At 71.7% G+C, this 17,713-nt stretch carries 19 protein-coding genes; 5 read left to right on the forward strand and 14 right to left on the reverse strand.

The window, feature by feature from the left end; all coding sequences use genetic code 11:
- From AC08OU_RS12210 to AC08OU_RS12230, 5 genes are all read right to left on the reverse strand, one after another.
- A partial coding sequence (locus AC08OU_RS12210) for an ATPase, T2SS/T4P/T4SS family (protein WP_476601726.1) occupies positions 1–679 on the reverse strand: 679 nt, incomplete at its 3' end.
- A complete protein-coding gene (locus AC08OU_RS12215) occupies positions 676–1,086 on the reverse strand; it encodes a hypothetical protein (RefSeq protein ID WP_476601727.1) in 411 nt (136 codons plus the stop codon). The genes AC08OU_RS12215 and AC08OU_RS12210, both read right to left, overlap by 4 nt.
- Before the next feature lie 78 nt (positions 1,087–1,164).
- Complete coding sequence (ssd, locus tag AC08OU_RS12220; RefSeq protein WP_476601731.1) at positions 1,165–1,758, reverse strand: septum site-determining protein Ssd; 594 nt, start codon at positions 1,756–1,758, stop codon at positions 1,165–1,167.
- Positions 1,698–1,883: a hypothetical protein gene (locus AC08OU_RS12225; protein WP_476601728.1), complete on the reverse strand. Its 186-nt coding sequence runs from the start codon at positions 1,881–1,883 to the stop codon at positions 1,698–1,700. Before AC08OU_RS12225 ends, ssd begins: the two co-directional genes overlap by 61 nt.
- 288 nt (positions 1,884–2,171) lie before the next feature.
- Complete coding sequence (locus AC08OU_RS12230) at positions 2,172–3,200, reverse strand: hypothetical protein (RefSeq protein ID WP_476601729.1); 1,029 nt, start codon at positions 3,198–3,200, stop codon at positions 2,172–2,174.
- Positions 3,201–3,560: 360 nt separating this feature from the next.
- Here AC08OU_RS12230 and AC08OU_RS12235 point away from each other — a divergent pair, with 360 nt between their 5' ends.
- Complete coding sequence (locus tag AC08OU_RS12235; RefSeq protein ID WP_476594863.1) at positions 3,561–4,058, forward strand: phage holin family protein; 498 nt, start codon at positions 3,561–3,563, stop codon at positions 4,056–4,058.
- 176 nt (positions 4,059–4,234) lie between these two features.
- Positions 4,235–5,149: an alpha/beta fold hydrolase gene (locus AC08OU_RS12240; protein WP_476594877.1), complete on the forward strand. Its 915-nt coding sequence runs from the start codon at positions 4,235–4,237 to the stop codon at positions 5,147–5,149.
- A 35-nt stretch (positions 5,150–5,184) separates the two neighbouring features.
- On the opposite strand, the gene AC08OU_RS12245 is transcribed toward AC08OU_RS12240, so the two are convergent.
- Genes AC08OU_RS12245 through nth form a run of 4 tightly spaced genes read right to left on the reverse strand, consistent with a single transcriptional unit; the run spans position 5,185 to position 8,518 of the window.
- Positions 5,185–6,369 (reverse strand): MarP family serine protease, encoded by a 1,185-nt coding sequence (locus AC08OU_RS12245; protein WP_476601730.1) that lies wholly within the window; start codon positions 6,367–6,369, stop codon positions 5,185–5,187.
- Between the two features lie 18 nt (positions 6,370–6,387).
- Entirely contained in the window at positions 6,388–6,939 is a 552-nt protein-coding gene (locus AC08OU_RS12250; protein WP_462202809.1) for a hypothetical protein, read from the reverse strand.
- On the reverse strand, positions 6,939–7,787 hold the full coding sequence (locus AC08OU_RS12255; RefSeq protein WP_476604908.1) for an NUDIX hydrolase: 849 nt from the start codon (positions 7,785–7,787) through the stop codon (positions 6,939–6,941). Before AC08OU_RS12255 ends, AC08OU_RS12250 begins: the two co-directional genes overlap by 1 nt.
- Positions 7,784–8,518 (reverse strand): endonuclease III, encoded by a 735-nt coding sequence (gene nth, locus AC08OU_RS12260; RefSeq protein WP_476604909.1) that lies wholly within the window; start codon positions 8,516–8,518, stop codon positions 7,784–7,786. Before nth ends, AC08OU_RS12255 begins: the two co-directional genes overlap by 4 nt.
- Before the next feature lie 144 nt (positions 8,519–8,662).
- Between nth and AC08OU_RS12265 the strand changes: the two genes are divergently transcribed.
- Positions 8,663–8,899: a hypothetical protein gene (locus AC08OU_RS12265; RefSeq protein ID WP_023840719.1), complete on the forward strand. Its 237-nt coding sequence runs from the start codon at positions 8,663–8,665 to the stop codon at positions 8,897–8,899.
- Positions 8,900–9,004: 105 nt separating this feature from the next.
- A complete protein-coding gene (locus AC08OU_RS12270) occupies positions 9,005–9,706 on the forward strand; it encodes a Crp/Fnr family transcriptional regulator (RefSeq protein ID WP_476601661.1) in 702 nt (233 codons plus the stop codon).
- Positions 9,707–9,810: 104 nt separating this feature from the next.
- Here the strand turns inward: AC08OU_RS12270 and AC08OU_RS12275 are convergent, their stop codons facing one another.
- From AC08OU_RS12275 to AC08OU_RS12295, 5 genes are all read right to left on the reverse strand, one after another.
- The gene (locus AC08OU_RS12275; protein WP_476601662.1) at positions 9,811–13,434 is read right to left on the reverse strand and encodes a tetratricopeptide repeat protein; all 3,624 of its coding nucleotides are present in this window, start codon (positions 13,432–13,434) and stop codon (positions 9,811–9,813) included.
- A 340-nt stretch (positions 13,435–13,774) separates the two neighbouring features.
- Entirely contained in the window at positions 13,775–14,662 is an 888-nt protein-coding gene (locus AC08OU_RS12280) for an MBL fold metallo-hydrolase (protein ID WP_476601663.1), read from the reverse strand.
- A 2-nt stretch (positions 14,663–14,664) separates the two neighbouring features.
- Positions 14,665–15,612: an NUDIX hydrolase gene (locus AC08OU_RS12285; RefSeq protein ID WP_476601664.1), complete on the reverse strand. Its 948-nt coding sequence runs from the start codon at positions 15,610–15,612 to the stop codon at positions 14,665–14,667.
- Positions 15,613–15,714: 102 nt separating this feature from the next.
- The gene (locus tag AC08OU_RS12290; RefSeq protein ID WP_476604910.1) at positions 15,715–16,179 is read right to left on the reverse strand and encodes a RidA family protein; all 465 of its coding nucleotides are present in this window, start codon (positions 16,177–16,179) and stop codon (positions 15,715–15,717) included.
- 1 nt (position 16,180) lies between these two features.
- Positions 16,181–16,345 (reverse strand): DUF4177 domain-containing protein, encoded by a 165-nt coding sequence (locus AC08OU_RS12295; RefSeq protein ID WP_462185919.1) that lies wholly within the window; start codon positions 16,343–16,345, stop codon positions 16,181–16,183.
- Positions 16,346–16,577: 232 nt separating this feature from the next.
- On the opposite strand from AC08OU_RS12295, the gene bagA reads away from it, so the two are divergent.
- Complete coding sequence (gene bagA, locus AC08OU_RS12300; protein WP_476602286.1) at positions 16,578–17,609, forward strand: ATPase BagA; 1,032 nt, start codon at positions 16,578–16,580, stop codon at positions 17,607–17,609.
- Positions 17,610–17,713 lie beyond the last annotated feature (104 nt).

A 17,713-nucleotide genomic window follows, 5' to 3' on the forward strand; every position in this document is an offset into this window, starting at 1 on the left:
ACCCTAGCACGATCCGTTCGTCGGGGCGCACCGCTCCCAGTAGCGCGGCAAGCAGCGTGCTCTTGCCCGAGCCGGTTCCCCCGGTCACCACGATCGCAAGTCGGGCGCTCAGGACTGCGTGCAGCACGGCCGCCACGGCCGGGCTCATTGTTCCGGCGAGCACGAGTTCGTCGAAGGTGAAGGGGCGACGCCGGGTCCGTCGCAGCGACAGGCACGTACCCTGCACCGCAATCGGTGCCAGAACCGCGTGCAACCGGGTTCCGTCGCGCAGTTGCACGTCGGCGAAGGGCATCGCGGCGTCCAGGCGCCGCCCGGCCGTCGCGGCGAGACGAACGGCCAGGCGCCGCACCGCTTCCTCGTCCGCGAAAGCGACCGAGGTACGGATGAGCCGGCCCCGGCGTTCCACCCAGACCTCGCCGGGCCCGTTGACCAGGACATCGGTGACGTGTGGATCAGCGAGGAGGGGATCCAGCGGGCCGGCTCCGAGCGGCTCCGCGGGTACGGTCGTCGGTTCCGGTGGTTCCGGTGGTTCCGGTGGTTCGAGCGGTTCCGGCGGGATTGCGAACGGCGGTGAAGATCGTGTGGAGACCGCGGGCCTCGCGGCCGCTCGGGCAGCCGGTGCGGCCGCGTGACCTGTGGCGGGGAATGGGGACCTGCGTCGCTCGCCGAGCCCGGTCATGACCAGGCCTCCGGATCGGGCCACACCCGTGGCCCGAGAACGCCGAGGCGGGTCAGCAGTTCCTCGCTGAGGCGATCGATGGTGTTCCCGCTGGCTGAGCCGCCGTAGCGGTCGCGAGTGGGAACCGGACGGTGCCGTCGGCTGCTGATCACCCCGGCCAGTGGCACGCCGAGCATCGTGGCGATCGCCTCCGGGGTGAGGCGGTCGGATGGGTGCAGCCGGACGACGGCGCGCACATCGGCAGCCTGGCGGATGGCAGCCGAGCAGACACGTTCGGCCGCCACGATCGACGGCAGGTCCGCGGGCGTGACGATCAGCACCGTCTGGCAGGTCCGCAGGGCCACGGTGGTGCCCGCGTCGGTTGCGGTGGCCGCCGGATTCCCTCGGCCGGGGAGATCTAGGATCACCAGGTCGGACGTGCAACGAGCGGTCGCGAGCAGGGTGGCCATCGTCGCCGGGGGAACGGCTGGGCTGACAGCGGGATCTCAGGACACCACGGAGAGGTCACCCCGGCGGGGCAGCAGGCCGGACCAGGCGATCGGCCCGACCGGGCCGTTCCCGTCCATCTGGTCGTGCTGGTCGTGGCGCGCGGGAAACAGCGACGCCAGGCTGGAGGTCTCCCCGCCAGGGAAGGCACCGGACATGGACGGCACGAGGCGGGCGAAGGCGGGGGCGAGCCCACCACCGTGCGGATCCGCGTCGATCAGCATCGTGCGCAGGTCGTGCCTCAGCCCGGCCAGGGCTAGCGAGACGGCCAAGGTGGAGGCTCCCGTCCCGCCGCGGCAGCCGATGATGCCCAGCGTCACCGAATGATGCCGATCGAGCCCGTCGAGATCGCTGAGGAGGTCGACGAGCCAGGGCTCGGCTTCGGGAAGGAAGACCACGTGATCGGCGCCAATGCGCACGGAGGCGTCCCACACCCGGCCGTCGTCGACGTGTCCTCCGACCAGGACGACATGCCGTCGATCGGGCAGCGCGGCCGCGATGCACGGCTCGATCTCGTCCATTCCGACGATGATCATGGGGCTGACGTCCAGTTGCGGCGCACCGCGCTCATCTCGGCGGCGACCGTCATCGATACACCGGCGGCCGCCGCAAGCCGCAACAGATCGTCAAGCAGGTCCGGAATGGCGGTGACGATGAGCGGGCGTACGACCGGACCGTGGTTCTCCGCGGCGGTCAGCAGGGGCGGCGCAGGGGACACGGCGGCCTCGTTCCCATCGGGGTCGGGGAAGACGTGGTCTCACCATGCGCCGCGACAGGCCCTGTGGATGACCGCCCTCCACAGGGCCTGAAGATGTTCTGATGGAGGTTTCGACCGGCCGAGACCCTGCCGAGACCGCAGGCCGGGAACGCGTGGCTGCCGCCTACGTGGCAGGAGGGGCGGCGGCCCACGCAGGGGTCCGTACCGAGTGGTTCATACGGGCAGGTTCGTTGTGGTCCATCCGTGCAGCGGATCCGTCAGGTGCGTCAATCGCGCCGTAAGTGTGGATCAGGTCCGGGCGAGCGCCTCGCAGACGGCGAGGGACTCCCGTGCGGCGAGTTCCAGGGCCTTCGCGCAGTGCCGTACCCAGATGGCCACGCCGTCGGCGCCGCCACCGACATAGGCTGCGGCGGCCTCGCGGTACCCGGCGATGACGTCCCCGGCGATGACGTCCCCGGTGCGGTCCACCCGCAGGATGCTCGCCGGGTTCTGTCCCAGCTCGAGATGCCCCACGTCGGTCGCCGTGAGCGCCTTGGGATCGAGGCCCCGGCCGATCAGGACCAGGCGGGCGGCGGCCCGGGCGATGACCCCGTCGAGGGCGCCGAACGGTCGCAGGGCCAGCAGTTCCCCGTGCACCACGGCGGCCACCACGATCGCCGGCGCGCTCGTGGGCGCGACGAGGAGTCCGGTCAGGCCATCCAGCCGGACCGAGGTCTCCACCGAGTGGGGAGGCGGGCCCAACCGCAACGGGTCGAGGATCTCCCGGGTGCCGGCATCGGCCCGCGGACGACCGAGCTCGTCGTCCGGGACGAAACCCCGGCCCAGCAACACGTGCATGCGGGCCAGGGCCTGTCGCGGTGCCTGCTCCCAGGCCGGAACCAGGATGCCCAGCTCGGCGTAGAGCCGAACCGTGCCGAGGACGACAGGGAACGGATGGCCGGATCCGGCCATGGCGGCGTCGTTCCGCGTACCGCGGTCGGTGACCGCTCCGGCCTCCGACGCGTCCGTCTTCTCCAGACCGGGGAGCACACCTTCGGGCCCGGATCGGGCCAGGTGCGCCCGCAGTTCGTCCAGGCTGATCTCGTATCCCTCGAGGGCGGCGCAGGCGCGGGCGGCCCGCAACGATGCCTCCGCGGTCACCTCGGCGCTCTGGCGGCGCAGAACGCGGTGGCGCAGGAGCGTGTCCACCGCGGATCGGGCGCTGTCCGCCGCTTCGCGCACTCCGGGCAGAGCGGCAACACGGGCGAGTGGATCGGCGGCGAGGACTGTTCCAGACGGGCGGAGACTCACAGCTCGCACGCTACCCGTTCGTGCCATGCGGGCTGGGCCACGCGGGGTCGGACCGCCCGGGCCGTGCGGGCCAAGCGGGAAGACGGTGAGACCCGTAGGAGGAGTCACAGGTCTGAGCCGCGTCGTTGGGCCTCCGGGCGGCTCCGCGCGGGGGAGACTGCGTAGAGGGACCGGGGCGGCGGACCGCGTCACGACGGGGGACGGTCGGCCGGGAGGGTGTTGACGGTATGGGCCGGAGGGGCCCAGGGCGGATGGCCTCCGGTGGGGCTTCCCGGTCCACCGCCGGTTCGGACCCTGTCGGATCAGGGCGCAGGTCGGATCAGGGTGGTAGCGCGAACTGTCCCGCCGTCCAGCACGGGCGGGTCGCCGCCAGAGGGAGGACCAGAAGTGTCGATCGCAGCCGGGAAGGCTCGGGACGGCCGTGAGCCGACGCTGGGTGAGCTGGTGGCCCTGGCCACTCGCGATGTCTCGTTGCTGATTCGTCAGGAGATCAACCTGGCCAAGGCCGAGCTCGCCCAGCAGGCGGTGTCAGCTGTGCTCGGAATCGGTTTTCTGGCGGTGGCGGCCGGCCTCGGGTTCTGCGCTCTGATCGCCGTCACGATCTTTCTGGGGGAGCTGTTCACCTGGGCCGGCATCGAGCGTTTCTGGTCCTATCTGCTGACGGCCGGTCTCTACCTCGTCGTTGCGGGGCTGCTGGCCCTGTTCGCGATGGCGCGGTTCCGCAAGCTCTCCCCGCCCGAGCGGACCATCCAGACCGTGCGCGACGACATCACCTGGCTACGTAATCCCACGACCGCCCCAGTCGGGTCGGCGGGCCCGGTCGGACCGGGAGACGCGGTCGGGTCGGCGGATGCGGCCGCCCACCCGGGCCAGCGCGGGCACTGACACCCCCGCGCTGGGTGCGCGGTGTCCGCCGGTACCCAAGCCTGCCGGCGGTCGGCAGAGGGTCTGGCGATGGAGCCGGCGGCGGACGTTCGAGGGCCGACTGCGGACCCCACGACCGGCCCGTCACGAGCACCGCCGGTCCGGGGCCGATGGCTGGTCTGCCATCCTGGCAGGCGATGGAGGACACCGTTCCCGAGCCCGCCACCGTCCTGGTCGACGGGCCGTGGCGGCACCGTGACGTGTCTGCCAACGGTACCCGGCTGCACGTGGCGGAGTTGGGGAGTGGCCCGCTCGTCCTGCTGCTGCACGGCTTCCCGCAGTTCTGGTGGGCCTGGCGTCACCAACTCACCGCGCTGGCGGCGGCGGGCTACCGCGTCGTCGCGCCGGACCTGCGCGGCTATGGAGCGAGTGACAAGCCGCCTCGGGGCTATGACGCCTTCACTCTCTCCGATGACGTGGCCGGTCTGGTCAGGGCATTGGGGGAACCGGACGCCGCGGTCGTGGGCCACGACTGGGGTGGGCTGCTTGGCTGGACCACCGCGGTTCGTCACCCGATGGTGGTGCGTCGGCTCGCGATCCTGGCCATGCCTCATCCGCTGCGGCTGCGGCACCAGATCGCGGCGGATCCCCGTGGTCAGGGTGCCGCCAGCCGGTACATGCTCGGTTTTCAGCTGCCATGGCGGCCCGAACGGGTCCTGGTGGCCGAGGACGCCGCCCACGTCGCAACGCTGCTACGCGGCTGGGGAGGACCGGGGTATCCGGATGCCGAGGCCGAGCGGCGATATCGATCGGCAATGCGCATTCCCGGGGTGGCGCACAGCTCCCTGGAGTACCACCGGTGGATCTTCCGGTCGTTGTTCCGGCCCGATGGGGCGCGTTTCGGTAGTGTCCTCCGTCGGTCGCTGCGGATGGAGACCCTGCAGATACACGGGGAAATGGACCGTTGTTTCCTGCCGTCCACCGCCCAGGGCGCCGGGCGCTACGTCAGCGGTCCCTACACCTGGCGCCTGCTCGGTGAGATCGGGCACTTCCCGCATGAGGAGGCCCCCGACCTCGTCAACGCCGAACTGCTCGGCTGGCTTCGTCCCTGAGCGTCGCCCGGCCGTCGGTGCGGGAGTACCGGCGGTCAGTTGCACCCCTGCGTGCTCACCTCCGCCGTGGCGATCACCCCGGCGGCGGCAGGCCTGGCCACTTCGGCGGCGCTCAGGACGTAACCGGTGCCGCTGTCGTTGACGGCCGCGGCGAACACGACACCCAGGACGTCCCCGCTTTCGGACAACAGGGGTCCACCGGAGTTTCCCGGCAGCACCCGTCCGCGGACCGCGTAGATGTCGCGCAGGACGAGGCCGTGCGAGTAGATGTCCGGGGCCTGGGCGGTCTGATGGTTGCGGACGCGCGCCGCCACAGTGGTGTAGGGCCCGTCCTGGGGATAACCGGCAATCACTGCGGCATCTTCGGCCGCGGCCGGTGGGTTTATCCGGAACCGCAGCGGCGGCCGTTGCAGGTCCGGCACGCGGAGCACGGCGACGTCCCGGTCGGGGTCGAACAGGACGACCTCGGCCGGCAGGGTGCGCGAGGCCAGCACGATCATCGGACGGTGCACCCCGGCTACGACGTGCGCGTTGGTCATGACGCGTTGCGGGGCGATGACGAACCCGGATCCCTCGACCCGTTTGTCGCAGGACCTGGCGACGCCACGGATCTTCACGATGCTCGCCGCCGCGTTGCGGACCCCGGCAGTCTGGGTGGAAGCGGGATCGGGCGGATCGGCGGCGACGATGCGCCCGCCGCCGAGCCCGGCGAAGACCTCGGGGAAGCCGTTGTTGTCAGCCAGTTGGCGCAGGTCGGCGAATGCACTGCGGACCTCGTTGGGCATCCCGGCGTCCACGGTGGCGAGGATCCGCGATTCCCGGACAGAGCGAGCGAGGGACTCGAAGGGCGACCGATCGACGGCCGTCGCCAGCAGCCAGGCGACAAGAACCACCGATAAGCCGGAGAGCACCGCACCCGCGGCGGCATCGACGGCCCTGCCGGGGCGCCAGGTCACCCGGTTCCGGATGGCGACCCCGACCGCGGTGCCCGCGACCTGCCCGACCAGGGCGAGACCGAGCACGGTCAGGAGACCGACCATGGCGCCGTGGCTCTCCTGACCGATCAGTTCGGCGAAGGGCTTCGCGACCTTGGCACCGAGCACACCGCCGCCGAGGAAGCCGACGAACGACAGCGCGCCCACCAGGAAGCCCTGCCGGTACCCGGAGATCGCGAAGAGCACGGCGAGCAGGAGAAGAACGATGTCCAGGACGTTGAGCACGACGGGCGTCGGTTCGGCTCAGGAGATCTTCAGTGTGGCTGTCATGTTGGGATGCAGAGTGCAGACCACCGGGTAGCTACCCGGTTCCGTCACGGAGAAGGTGATGCTCTGTGGCTCTCCCGCGGAGACGATGCGCGTGTGTGCCTCGGGAATCCGCGGAATGACGAAGTTGTGCGGCGGGGACTGCGGCGTGACCGAGAAGTCGACGCGGATCCGCCCCGGCCTGGCCACCAGTTCCATCGCGGAGAAGTGCAGGTTCGGCAGGCCCGTGACGGCGAAGATCTGCAGGCCGCCCGCTCCCTCGGTGGGAGTGAGGGAGGGCCCCGTCGACGCGCCGTCCTTGCCCGAGCCGCCGCAGCCCGCGGCGCCCAGGAACAGACCGAGCGCCAGCCCGAGGGCTACCGTGAGCCGGCCCAGCCGGGGTGTCCGTCCGGTCCAGCCCGCCCGGTCCATCCAGGCCACCCGAGCGGGCGGGCGCTGGATACCACCCGGCCGTCGTGACCGCCCCTGCCGGGGGGAGTGGATGGACGGTCGCGGTCCCGCATGGTCACGGTCCGCGGTGCTGGTCATCAGCTGTGCCTCTCGTCGCAGGGCGATGCCGGTGCCGTCGGCGGGCTGGACTTGTCCAGTGGCGGGGACTTGTCCAGTGGACCGGACTGTAGCGGTGCAGGGGACGGTGCCGGCGGGCGGGACGTCTGCGCGGGCATGACCGGGGTCCCGCTGGTCGTGGCCCGCGCGACTGGGTAGTCGATGAGCTCGGTGTCGTCCCACGGCTGTTCCCACCCGCCGAGACGGAGAAGAACATCGAGGATGCCCGCGGTGAAGCCCCACACCAGCATGCTGCGGACCCGAAAGGCGGGTCCGGCGAGGCCGGTGCGGTGGCGCAGTATGACCCGGTTGGCCGGGTCGGCCAGCTCCGCGAGTGGTACCCGGGCGACCGACGAGGTCTCGGCGGGATCGACGGGCACGACTGCGCACGGAATACGCCACCAGCCGATCACCGGGGTCACGAGATAACGACTGGCGTGCAGGTAGAGCGGGGAGGCGACGGTGAGCACCTCGACCCCCGCGGGATCGAGCCCTACCTCTTCCTCGGCTTCGCGCAGCGCCGTGTGCACCCGCGACTCGTCCGTCGCGTCGGTGGCGCCACCGGGGAACGCGGGCTGGTTGGCATGGCTGCGCAGCTCGGCCGCCCGTTCGAGCAGGAGGATGTCCGGCCCCTCCGGGCCATCATCGCCGAACAGGATGAGTACGGCGGCCGGTCGAGCATCCGCGCCCGCATGACCCGGATGGGTCCGGCTGGTCACGAGGGCTTGCCCGGCCTTCTCCGCCAGAGTGCGCAGCCAGGCCGGGGGCGGGGGGATGGTGGCCCCGTCGGCGTCGAAGGCGCCGTCGGCGTTGGCTGGCATCTCGTTCATCGCAGGGTTTCGACGTCGTTGCGTGTTCCCCGGACCAGCCGGGCCGCCTCGGTAGGCTCAGTGGGGCCGAGCCCGAAGGACGGGCACAGTCGGGCCAGCCCGCAGGCGCCGCAGGCCGGGCGGCGCGAGTGACAGATCCGTCGCCCATGAAAGATCATGCGATCGGAGGCGATGGTCCAGTCCCGCTGTTCGATGAGCGCCGCCAGGTCCGACTCGACCTTGACGGGGTCGGTCTGAGTGGTCAGCCCAAAGCGGCGGGACAGCCGCCCGACGTGAGTGTCGACGGTGATTCCGGGCAGGTCGAACGCATGCCCCAGCACGACGTTCGCCGTCTTGCGACCGACGCCCGGCAAGGTCATCAGGGCCGCCAGCGACCGTGGAACCTCACCGTCGAAGCGTTCGGTCAGGGCCGCGCCGATGCCGATCAGCGAGTTCGCCTTGGCGCGGAAGAACCCGGTCTGTCGCAGCATGTCCTCGAGTTCGGCGCGGTCCGCGCCCGCATAGTCGGCTGCGGTCCGATAACGGGCGAACACTCCAGGAGTGACCTCGTTGACCTTCTTGTCCGTGCACTGGGCCGACAAGACGGTGGCGACCAGCAGTTCGAGAGCGTTGTCGAAGTGTAACGCGATGTGGGCGTCGGGATGGATATTGCCCAGCAGACGCACTATCCGGCGAGCCCGCCGGGTCTTCGCGAGCGGGGTCTCCGCCGCGGCGTCGACGGTTGCGGGCATGTCTGGCAGCGTATCTGCCGGTCGATCCGCCCGTCCGGCACCGCTGCCGGGTGGTCCGAACGGGCTCCGGCCAGGTGGCCGATGCGCGACACACCCACCCCCGGTCGCATGTGATGGTCGCCGGTCGGCCACCATGGAGAGGTCATGTTTGTCATTGCCGCGGTCACCTTTCCCCTGCTGCTTCTCGGCCTTCTGCTGGCGATGGAACGGGTGGAACGTCCGTTGAATGCCGCCGACACCGGTAAGGGCCTCGAGGGCTTCCTCGACAACGCCCGGCCGGACGAGGTCAGCACCTTCGTCAATCAGGGCCTCCCCGCCGCGTTGGAGCGCTACCGGCGGCGTCTGCGCCGACCGCCGCCGGGCAAGCATCGAGCCGCCTGACCGCGCGGGGCTAGGCCGGGCCGATCGGGCCTGTCGGGTCCTGTCGATCGGCCTGTCGGAGCCATCTGGGGGTCCCTGGCCGTGCTCTCTGCCGATAGTCCTGGCATGCTCAGGACCGTGGAGGATCTGCTTGCCCGCGTACCACTGTTCGTAGGGCTGTCCGAGCAGGACCGAATGGCCCTCTCTGACCATCTTGATCGGCAGGAGGTCACCCGTGGGGACGTGCTGTTCCGTGAAGGAGATGTCGGGGACCGGGTCTTCGTCGTCCTGTCCGGAAAGGTGAAGATAGGACGTCAGTCGGCCGACGGCCGGGAGAACCTGCTGTCCGTGATGGGTCCCGGAGACCTGTTCGGAGAGCTGTCGTTGTTCGACCCCGGCCCCCGCACGGCTACCGCTACGGCAGTCACGGATGCATCGCTGCTGTCGCTGGAACATACCGCGTTGCGTCCCTGGCTGCGATCACGCCCGGAGGCGGGCGCGATGCTCCTACGAGTGCTGGCCCGCCGGTTGCGGCGTACCAATGACAACGTTGCTGACATGGTGTTCACGGATGTGCCGGGGCGAGTGGCGAAAGCCCTCCTCGACTTGGCGGAACGCTTCGGAGAGCCGGCACAGCCCGGCAATGAGGCCGCCGGTGTCCGTGTCGAGCACGGACTCACGCAGGAGGAACTGGCCCAACTGGTGGGCGCATCCCGGGAGACGGTGAACAAGGCGCTCGCCGACTTCGCCACCCGGGGCTGGCTGCGCCTGGACTCCCGCGCGGTCGTGCTGCTCGATCGCGAACGCCTGTCCCGCCGCGCACGCTGAGGCCGGCGACCGGCGACCGGCGAAAAGCTCGGGGTCCCGCCGGGGCCTCGAGCGCCGGTCGACGCGCGCAAGGCCTGGCCACGGGAGGTGACCGCTCCAGCGGGTTATCCGGTCGTCCCGGCCACGCCCGCGGGGGTGGTGGTCGCGCCGCCGGCGGCGTCGGCGGCCCCGCTGACCGGCAAGTTCCCCAGCAGCCGGCGGGTCTGCGGCGCCTCGCTGACAGCCCCCGTGGCGGTCGCGGCCGCCAGGGCCCGCAGATAGGCGGCACGACCGCCTTCCAGATCGCCGTTGGCCACCAACGCGGTGCCGAGCGCGCGGTAACCGAGCACCTGGGCGCGTACGTCCTCGGCACCCACGTTGACCGCGCGCCGGGCCACGATGAGAGCCTGGGCGGGCTGCCCGGCATCCAACAGGATGCCGGCGAGATGGGCGTATGCCTGCCGGCGGGGGAACATCAGGGTTGCCGGTTCGCTTGCCGACAATGCCTCCCGCAACAGCTCGGTCGCCTCATCGAGCCGCCCGCGAGCCCGGGCGATCTGCGCGACCAGTACCTTCGCCCCGAGCTGGGCATGCGGGCGCAACTCCAGCTGCGCGAGGTCCGCCTGCGCGATCTCGGCGGCCTGCCCGGCCTTGTCCACTTCGCCGGCGTCGAGCCAGGTCAGCCCGAGCAGCACCCGGGCCAGCGCGCCGACGACGACGTGCCCGCGGGCGGCCGCCTCGGCACACGCCTGTTCCAGGTACTCTGCCCCGCGGGCCGGTTCGCCGGTGCCACGGGCCGCCAGCCCACGGGCGACCAGGGTCAGCATCGTTCCCCACGCGTCGCCGATGCTGGCGAACAGCTCAGCGGCCCGCTCCGCGTGGGCCTCGGCGGTGGCGATGTCGCCCAGCTCGGCGGCCGCTATCGCGTCGATGGTGAGGCAGACGGCCATCCCCCACTGCTCGCCCACGGAACTGGCCAGCTCGATCAGTTCGCGGGTGAGTTCGCGGGCCCGGGTGAGCTGCCCGGACAGCAGCAGCACCAGCGCCTCCGTGCCCCGGCACCAGCCGAGGCCGCCGGTGTCCTCGAGCCGGTCGAACACCGCGGACGCCTCGCGCAGCGTCCGCTCGGCGCGGGGGTAGTCCCCCCGGGTGGTGGCGCTCCAGGCCAGGTGCTGCAACGCCCAACCGACCCCGCGGGGGTCGTCGACCTGGCGGGCGATCGCGAGGGCCTCGCGGTATCGCTCCTCCGCCGCGTCGATGCGGCCAGCGTTGTATTCGAGCATGCCCAGCCGGCGCAACGCGGCGGCCTCCGCGTGGTCGTCACCGGCCTGTTGCGCCGATTCCAGGGCGGTGAGCAGGCACTGCGCCGCCTCTTCGGCGCGTCCCTGCTTCTGGCGCAGCTCGCCGAGCACGGAGAAGGCGGCGGCCCGTCGGGCGGGTGCGTTGGCCCGTAGCGTGGGGCGTAGCGTGCGTTCGGCCTCGTCGAGTTGGCGCAGCGCGACCAGGGCCTCAGCGTGCAGCACGCGGGCGGCATTGTCCTCATCCGGGTCGATGATGCCGCGGCCCAGACGGCGCGCGTTGGCCAGCAGGTCGGCGGCGGCCCGATGATCGTCTCGGGCCAGCGCCTCGCGCGCCAGCCGGACATGTGCGTGGAACCCGGACATCCGGGACGACCAGGCCGGATCGGTGGCGGGAAGGTTCATCGATGCGGCCAGGTCATAGGCCCGCAGGGCGTGGTTCGCGACAAAGGTGGAGACGGCCCGCGAGCTGCCGACCATCGCCGTCACCCCCCAGCGCGCCGCCGTGGCGTGCCGGCGGGCCCGCTCGACCTTGGGCAGCCCGGCGTAGGCGGCGTCGCGGGCCATGGGATGGACGAACCGCCACCTCGTCTCCGTCGCCCGGGGCGGCCGGGCGAGCTGGCGCTCGGTCAGTACCCGCAGCGCGCGGGTGACCTCCTCGGCGGGCCGTTCGTCGACCACCGGCAGCGCCTCGGCTGGAAACCGCGGGCCGAGCACCGCCGCCGCGCGCAGCACCGCCTTGGCCACCGGGTCGAGATCGTCGATGCGGGCGGCCAGCACCGACTGCACCCCGGCGGGAAGAGTCGCCTCCGTCAGGGAGCCCTCGAGGACCCAACCCGGCCACTCCCCATTGGTTGTCTCGGCCGACTGGTGCAGCATTCCGCGGTCGATCAGCAGGTTGAGCAGCTCCACCAGGAAGAAGGGGTTGCCATGCACCCGGGAGAGCAGATCGGCCCGGCCGCGGGGCTCCAGCTGCACCCCGCCGAGATGATCCTGCAACAGGCGGCTGGAGGCCTCGAGGCTCAGCGGCTGCAGGGCGATGCGATGGATGTGGGGCAGCTCGGCGAGCCGTGGACCCGTCCGGTCCAGCAGCACAAGCAGAACCGGTCCGGACAACGCCGAGGCCAGCCGGCTCATCGCGTCGCTGAGCTGGCTGGTCGCCCATTCCAGATCGTCGATCATGACCAGGATGGGCCCGGAGGACGCGAGCGCGCCGAGGAGCAGGGCGACCGCGTCCACCGTCGCGTCGACGGACCGCTGTTCGGCCTCCGCGATGTGCGAGGCCCGGGCCGCCGGATCCCCCGGAGCCGCCGCGGTGGCGACGGCGGACCGCCGGTCGAGCGGAACGCCGAGCAGCAGCAGCAGTCGGTCGGCGATGCCGGGTGGCAGCCGGGCACCGCTGTGCGGATGCGCCAGCCCCGCCACAGTTCGCCGGACGCGGTCGGCCACCCGGTCGAGGGAGTCGCCGTCGGTCACCCCGCACGCGTTGCGAACGACGTCGACCAGGGGCGCCAGCCCGTGGCCGTCACCGTGCCGGACCGTCCGTCCCCAGAGCACCGTCGTGCCGGGGGTCCGCTCCGCCCGACAGGCGAGTTCGACGGCCAACCGGGTCTTGCCGATCCCGGCCTCCCCGGCGATCAGCGCCACCTCGGGTGACCGGTTGGTGACGACCAGGTCGAACAGATCGGTCAGCGAGGCGAGCTCGGCGTCCCGGCCGAGGAACATGGCGTCGTCGGCGAGTCCGGGGCGGGCGACGTTCGACGGGCGCAGGCTCACCAGCTCATAGGCTGGGACGGGCTCCCGCTTGCCCTTGAGGACCAGGTCGGGCAGCTCTCGCCAGGTGGCCACGGACCGGGTGGAGAGCGCGGTCTCCCGGCCGGCGTAGACGGTGCCGATCGTGGCCGCGGCCGACAACCGGGCTGCGGTGTTCACGGTATCGCCGATCACGGTGTAAGAGAGTGCGGCCTGCACCCCCGCGAGGACCTCGCCGGTGTTGACGCCCACCCGCAGGCCGAGCCGGCCGTCATCGTCACCCCCCGTGGAGGTGAGCACCAGCCGACGAACGGTCTCCTGCATCGCGGCGGCGGCCCGAACGGCACGTTCAGGGTCATCCTCATGGGCGGTGGGGGCCCCGAAGACGGCCATGATGCCGTCGCCGGTAAGGTTGTCGACGCGGCCGCCGACCTCGTCGATCTCGTGGGCGAGGGCGGCGAGGACCCGATCGGTCATCTCCCCGACGCGTTCCGGATCGCGATCCTCCGCCCAGGCGGTGAAGTCGGACAGATCACCGAACAGAACGGTGACGACCCGGCGCTCGGAAGCATCTACCGCGGGACTCTCGACCGAGGTGAACTCCAAGCCGCAGTGGTAGCAGAATCGTCCGCCCGGAACGGCCGCCGAGCTGCACCGGGGGCACCGCAGCGGGCCCGTGTGCGGAGCTGTGATCACCATGGGTGGGGCCTCCCGTCCGGGTGGCCGGTGGGTGGGGGCCGGACCGGTCGCCCGGTTTCCGGCTGGTCGAAATCGTCATCCTGCGCACGGGCGGTTCCCTCCGTGCCAGAGTTTAGTGGCCTGGGTCTCCTTCCCCGAATCCCGTCCTGTCGGATGACCGACCGCAGCCGCGTCGATGCTGCTGCGATACCGCTGCGTGGTGCGATACCGCCGCGTGGTATCGATCCGATATCTCTCGGTGGTGTCCCGATATCTCTCGGTGGTGTGAGGCGGCCGTCCGGCTACCGCTGCCACGGACGTGCCGCTCGCCATCGGCCTTCCGGCTGGCCGGCTGGGCTGATCAGGCGCCGTCGGGGTGCTCCCGCAGGTAGGTCAGCTGGGCGCGGACCGACAGTTCCGCCGCGAACCACAGGGCGCGGTCGACGTCCGCGTAGACCCGGCGGACCACGTCGGCCGCATCCGCCTCCGCGGCGTCGACCCCGGCGTCCACCAGAGCACGCCGCACCTGGTCGAGTCGGCTGTGGCGGTGAGCCAGATATCGCTCGGCCGCGTGGCCGGCCGCGGGCAGTTCGGGGCCGTGGCCGGGCAGCACGGTGGTCTCGCCGAGTTCCCGCAGCAGCCGCAGGCTGTCCAGGTAGTCGCCGAGACGGCCGTCCGGGTGGGCGACCACGGTACTGCCACGCCCGAGAATCGTGTCTCCGGTCAGCACCGCCGGACCGGGCAGGAGGCCGCCGGAGGCCGGGCCCGGCTCCGGCCGGTCCCGGTAATCCGCGGGGTGCTCGTCTCCGCCGGGCGGCCCGTCTTCCCCGAGTGGTTTGTCTTCCCCGAGTAGAAAGAACGACAACGAGTCGGCGGTGTGCCCCGGAGTGGGGAGGACCCGGAGCTCGATGCCGGCCGTGGCGATCACATCGCCGGCCGTGAGCCCCTCCGATCCCAGCCGGAAGACGGGGTCGAGCGCCCGGACCGGGGCGCCGGTGAGATCGTGCAACGTGGCCGCGCCGGCACTGTGGTCGACATGGCCGTGGGTCAGCAGAATCAGGTCGACGCGGCCGGCCGCCGCGACCGTCGCCAGATGTCCGGCGTGGTCCGGGCCGGGGTCCACGACCACACACCTCTCCTCGCCGGCGGTGCGCAGGATCCAGGTGTTGGTGCCGTCGAGCGTCATCGGGCCCGGATTCGGAGCGAGAAGCACGGCGGCCAGGGGAGTGATCTGTCGAGGCGCGGCCATGGCTACTGCTGCGCCCGGTCGGCGGGGCCCGCGTCCCGCAGATCGTCGTGGTTTCCCGGGTCGTCGTATGCCTCGTCATGCGGCAGCAGGAGGCGCGCTTCGCCGCCGCTGACCAGAATCCTCGGCATGATCGGCGACAGGTCGCGGGCGTGGGCGGCGGCCAGCACCGCCGCGACGTCGTCGTATTCGGACAGTTCGGCGAGGGTGAACGCGGTGGGTGGCAGCATGTCCATCGTCCCGGCCGTATGGCGTTCGAGGGCGTCCGCGGGGCGTATCCACTGCATCCGGTCCGCCTCGCTGGAGGGCTGGCCGGGATGCTGGCCCGTGGGAAGCGCCGCGACGAAGAACCTGGTGTCGTACCGTTGCGGCTCGGTCTCGGGAGTCACCCATCTGGCCCAGGGGGCGAGGAGATCGGCCCGCAGCACGAGGGAGTATTTGCGGAGCAGGGTGCTCAGGCCGAGCTCGTGCCGTTCCAGTGCGAGGCGCTCGGCGGCCCGCAGCTGATCGCTGAGCGCCTCCGGGCCGCCGCCGAGCCGGCCGTCCTCGCCCGCCACCGCGCCGGCCAGCAGGATCCCGCATTCCTCGAAGGTCTCCCGCACGGCGGCACAGACGAGCGCGCGGGCGAGTGCGGGATCAGCGTCGAGCGCGTGCATGACCTCGGCGACCGATGGACCCGCCCAGGGCACGTCCGGCCCCATATCGGCCGGATCTACTCGTCCACCTGGGAATGCGTACATCCCACCGGCGAACGCCATGGTCGCTGCCCGGCGCAGCAGGTATGCCTCGATCCCCTGGTTACCCGGCGCGTCGCGCAGCAGCACGACCGTCGAGGCATCGCGCACCGCCGCGGGTGGCGCGGGCGGATGGCGCGCCGTCACCTCGTCGCGGCGGCCTCCGTCGGCCGGGGACCAGCGCAGCCGAGCGATCAGGGCAGCCTTGTGGTCAACCATTGCCCAGATGCTAGAGCCGTTGGTGCCGAGGCGGGGTTTGTTTGTCCCGGCGGCCGCGGCGCGCCGCCGCGATCCCGAGGCCGGCACCGGCGGGACCGCCTACTACCCCCCGAGCACCAGTTCGATCTCGACCGGTGCGCCCAGCGGCAGCGCCGAGACACCGACGGCCGAGCGGGCATGCTGACCGGCCTCGCCGAAGACCGCCGCGAGCAGTTCACTCGCCCCGTTGACGACCGTTGGCTGGCCGGTGAAGCCGGGGGCGCTCGCGACGAATCCAACCACCTTGATGATCCGGGTGATCCCGTCGAGTCCGTCGGCCACCGACGCCGCTGCCGCCAGCGCGTTGAGCGCGGCCGTCCGGGCGAGCTCCGCGGCCTGCTCGACGGTCACCTCGGCGCCCGCGCCCACCAGGCCGGTGTGGGCCAGCCGGCCGTCCACCAGCGGGAGCTGACCGGCCGTCCAGATCAGGCCGCCCGCCCGGACCGCGGGAAGGTAGGCGCCGGCCGGGGTCGGGACCGGCGGCAGCGTCAGGCCCAGCGCCGCCAGGCGTTCGCTCGGTGCGGCCATGTCAGGACTGGCTCTTGGGACGCTTGAAGTAGGCGACGAGGCTCTCGGGGTTGGGACCGGGAACGATCTGGACCAGCTCCCAGCCGTCCTCACCCCAGTTGTCGAGAATCTGCTTGGTGGCGTGGATCAGCACCGGCGCCGTCACGTACTCCCACTTCGTCTGCATGACACCGGACCTTAGAGCATCGCGCCGACGGTTCCGGACACCCGTGTCACCGGGCCCGAGCCTTCGCCGCCACATCGTCCCGGTCACCTCTCCCCACATCCCCTACCTTGGCTCGCCCCGCGGTGCGCCGCGGGTTTTCTCCCGACTCACCACCGTGGTGGGGACCGTGCACGCGGGTACGGTCAAGCCTGTGAACGGCGAGAACACCGTGACCGACAGCGAGAACGCTGTGATCGACAGTGAGAACACCGTGACCAAGGAAGTGAGTAGCGGGGTGGCCGGTCCATGGGACCGGCGGTTGCACATCGTTACCGGCAAGGGCGGTACCGGCAAGACGACCGTGGCCGGCGCGCTGGCCGTGGCGCTTGCGACCGATGGTCGTCGAGTCCTGCTCACCGAGGTCGAGGGCCGGCAGCAGATCGCGCAGCTGTTCGACACCCCTCCGTTGCCCTACCGGGAGCGCAAGGTGGCCAGCGCTCCCGGCGGCGGGGAGGTGTTCGCGTTGGCGATCGACGCGGACGAGGCCCTGCTGGAGTATCTAGAGATGTTCTACAACCTGCGGCGGGCCGGGATGGCCCTGGGCAGGATCGGCGCGGTGGATTTCGCCACGACCGTCGCTCCCGGGGTTCGCGACGTGCTGCTCACCGGCAAGGTCAAGGAGGCGGTCAACCGGCCCGACGCCACCCGGCCGGGAGGGCTGGCCTACGACGCGGTGGTGCTCGACGCGCCGCCCACTGGTCGGATCACCCGGTTTCTCAACGTCACCGCGGAGGTGGCGGGGCTGGCCAAGGTCGGGCCGATCCGGGCCCAGGCCGACAGCGTGATGGCCGTGCTGGCGCCCGATCGGGCCGCCGTGCATCTGGTCACCCTCCTCGAGGAGATGCCGGTGCAGGAGACGGTGGACGGCGTGGCCGAGCTGACCCGTGCTGGTCTGCCGCTCGGCGGTGTGGTGGTCAACATGACCCGCCCGCCCCTGCTGCGCGCGAAGGAGTCCCGCCTAGCCCGGCGCGGGGAGCTGGACCGGGAGGAGATTGCCGCCGGGATCAAGGAGGCTGGGATGGAGCCCACCCCTGAGCTGGTCGAGGCGCTGGCCTGGGAGGCGGCCCAGCACGCCGATCGCGTCGCGCTGGAGGCGGCTGAGCGTGCGGAGATCGCCGGGCTCGGCCGCCCCGTGTATGAGGTGCCGCTGGTCGCGGACGGCGTCGACCTCGGCACTGTCTACCGGTTCGCGGAGATGCTGCGGGCGCAGCAGATGGTGGCATGAGCTCCGCGTGCCCGACGCCCGGTGCACCACGGCGGGAACCCGGGGCGCCGTCCGCCGGGCCGTCCGCGGGGCGGCGAAGGCCGGCAGCGGGGAGCGTCCGGCAG

It is taken from the genome of Frankia sp. CcMO1 (genome assembly GCF_977945845.1).

What these genes read in the sequence shown, in the direction of transcription:
- AC08OU_RS12230 (WP_476601729.1), bottom strand. Translation starts at nt 3,200, where the DNA reads ATGGCACGAACGGGTAGCGTGCGAGCTGTGAGTCTCCGCCCGTCTGGA.
- AC08OU_RS12240 (WP_476594877.1), top strand. Translation starts at nt 4,235, where the DNA reads ATGGAGGACACCGTTCCCGAGCCCGCCACCGTCCTGGTCGACGGGCCG.
- AC08OU_RS12250 (WP_462202809.1), bottom strand. Translation starts at nt 6,939, where the DNA reads ATGACCAGCACCGCGGACCGTGACCATGCGGGACCGCGACCGTCCATC.
- AC08OU_RS12255 (WP_476604908.1), bottom strand. Translation starts at nt 7,787, where the DNA reads ATGAACGAGATGCCAGCCAACGCCGACGGCGCCTTCGACGCCGACGGG.
- nth (WP_476604909.1), bottom strand. Translation starts at nt 8,518, where the DNA reads ATGCCCGCAACCGTCGACGCCGCGGCGGAGACCCCGCTCGCGAAGACC.
- AC08OU_RS12265 (WP_023840719.1), top strand. Translation starts at nt 8,663, where the DNA reads ATGTTTGTCATTGCCGCGGTCACCTTTCCCCTGCTGCTTCTCGGCCTT.
- AC08OU_RS12270 (WP_476601661.1), top strand. Translation starts at nt 9,005, where the DNA reads ATGCTCAGGACCGTGGAGGATCTGCTTGCCCGCGTACCACTGTTCGTA.
- AC08OU_RS12275 (WP_476601662.1), bottom strand. Translation starts at nt 13,434, where the DNA reads ATGGTGATCACAGCTCCGCACACGGGCCCGCTGCGGTGCCCCCGGTGC.
- AC08OU_RS12280 (WP_476601663.1), bottom strand. Translation starts at nt 14,662, where the DNA reads ATGGCCGCGCCTCGACAGATCACTCCCCTGGCCGCCGTGCTTCTCGCT.
- AC08OU_RS12285 (WP_476601664.1), bottom strand. Translation starts at nt 15,612, where the DNA reads ATGGTTGACCACAAGGCTGCCCTGATCGCTCGGCTGCGCTGGTCCCCG.
- AC08OU_RS12290 (WP_476604910.1), bottom strand. Translation starts at nt 16,179, where the DNA reads ATGGCCGCACCGAGCGAACGCCTGGCGGCGCTGGGCCTGACGCTGCCG.
- AC08OU_RS12295 (WP_462185919.1), bottom strand. Translation starts at nt 16,345, where the DNA reads ATGCAGACGAAGTGGGAGTACGTGACGGCGCCGGTGCTGATCCACGCC.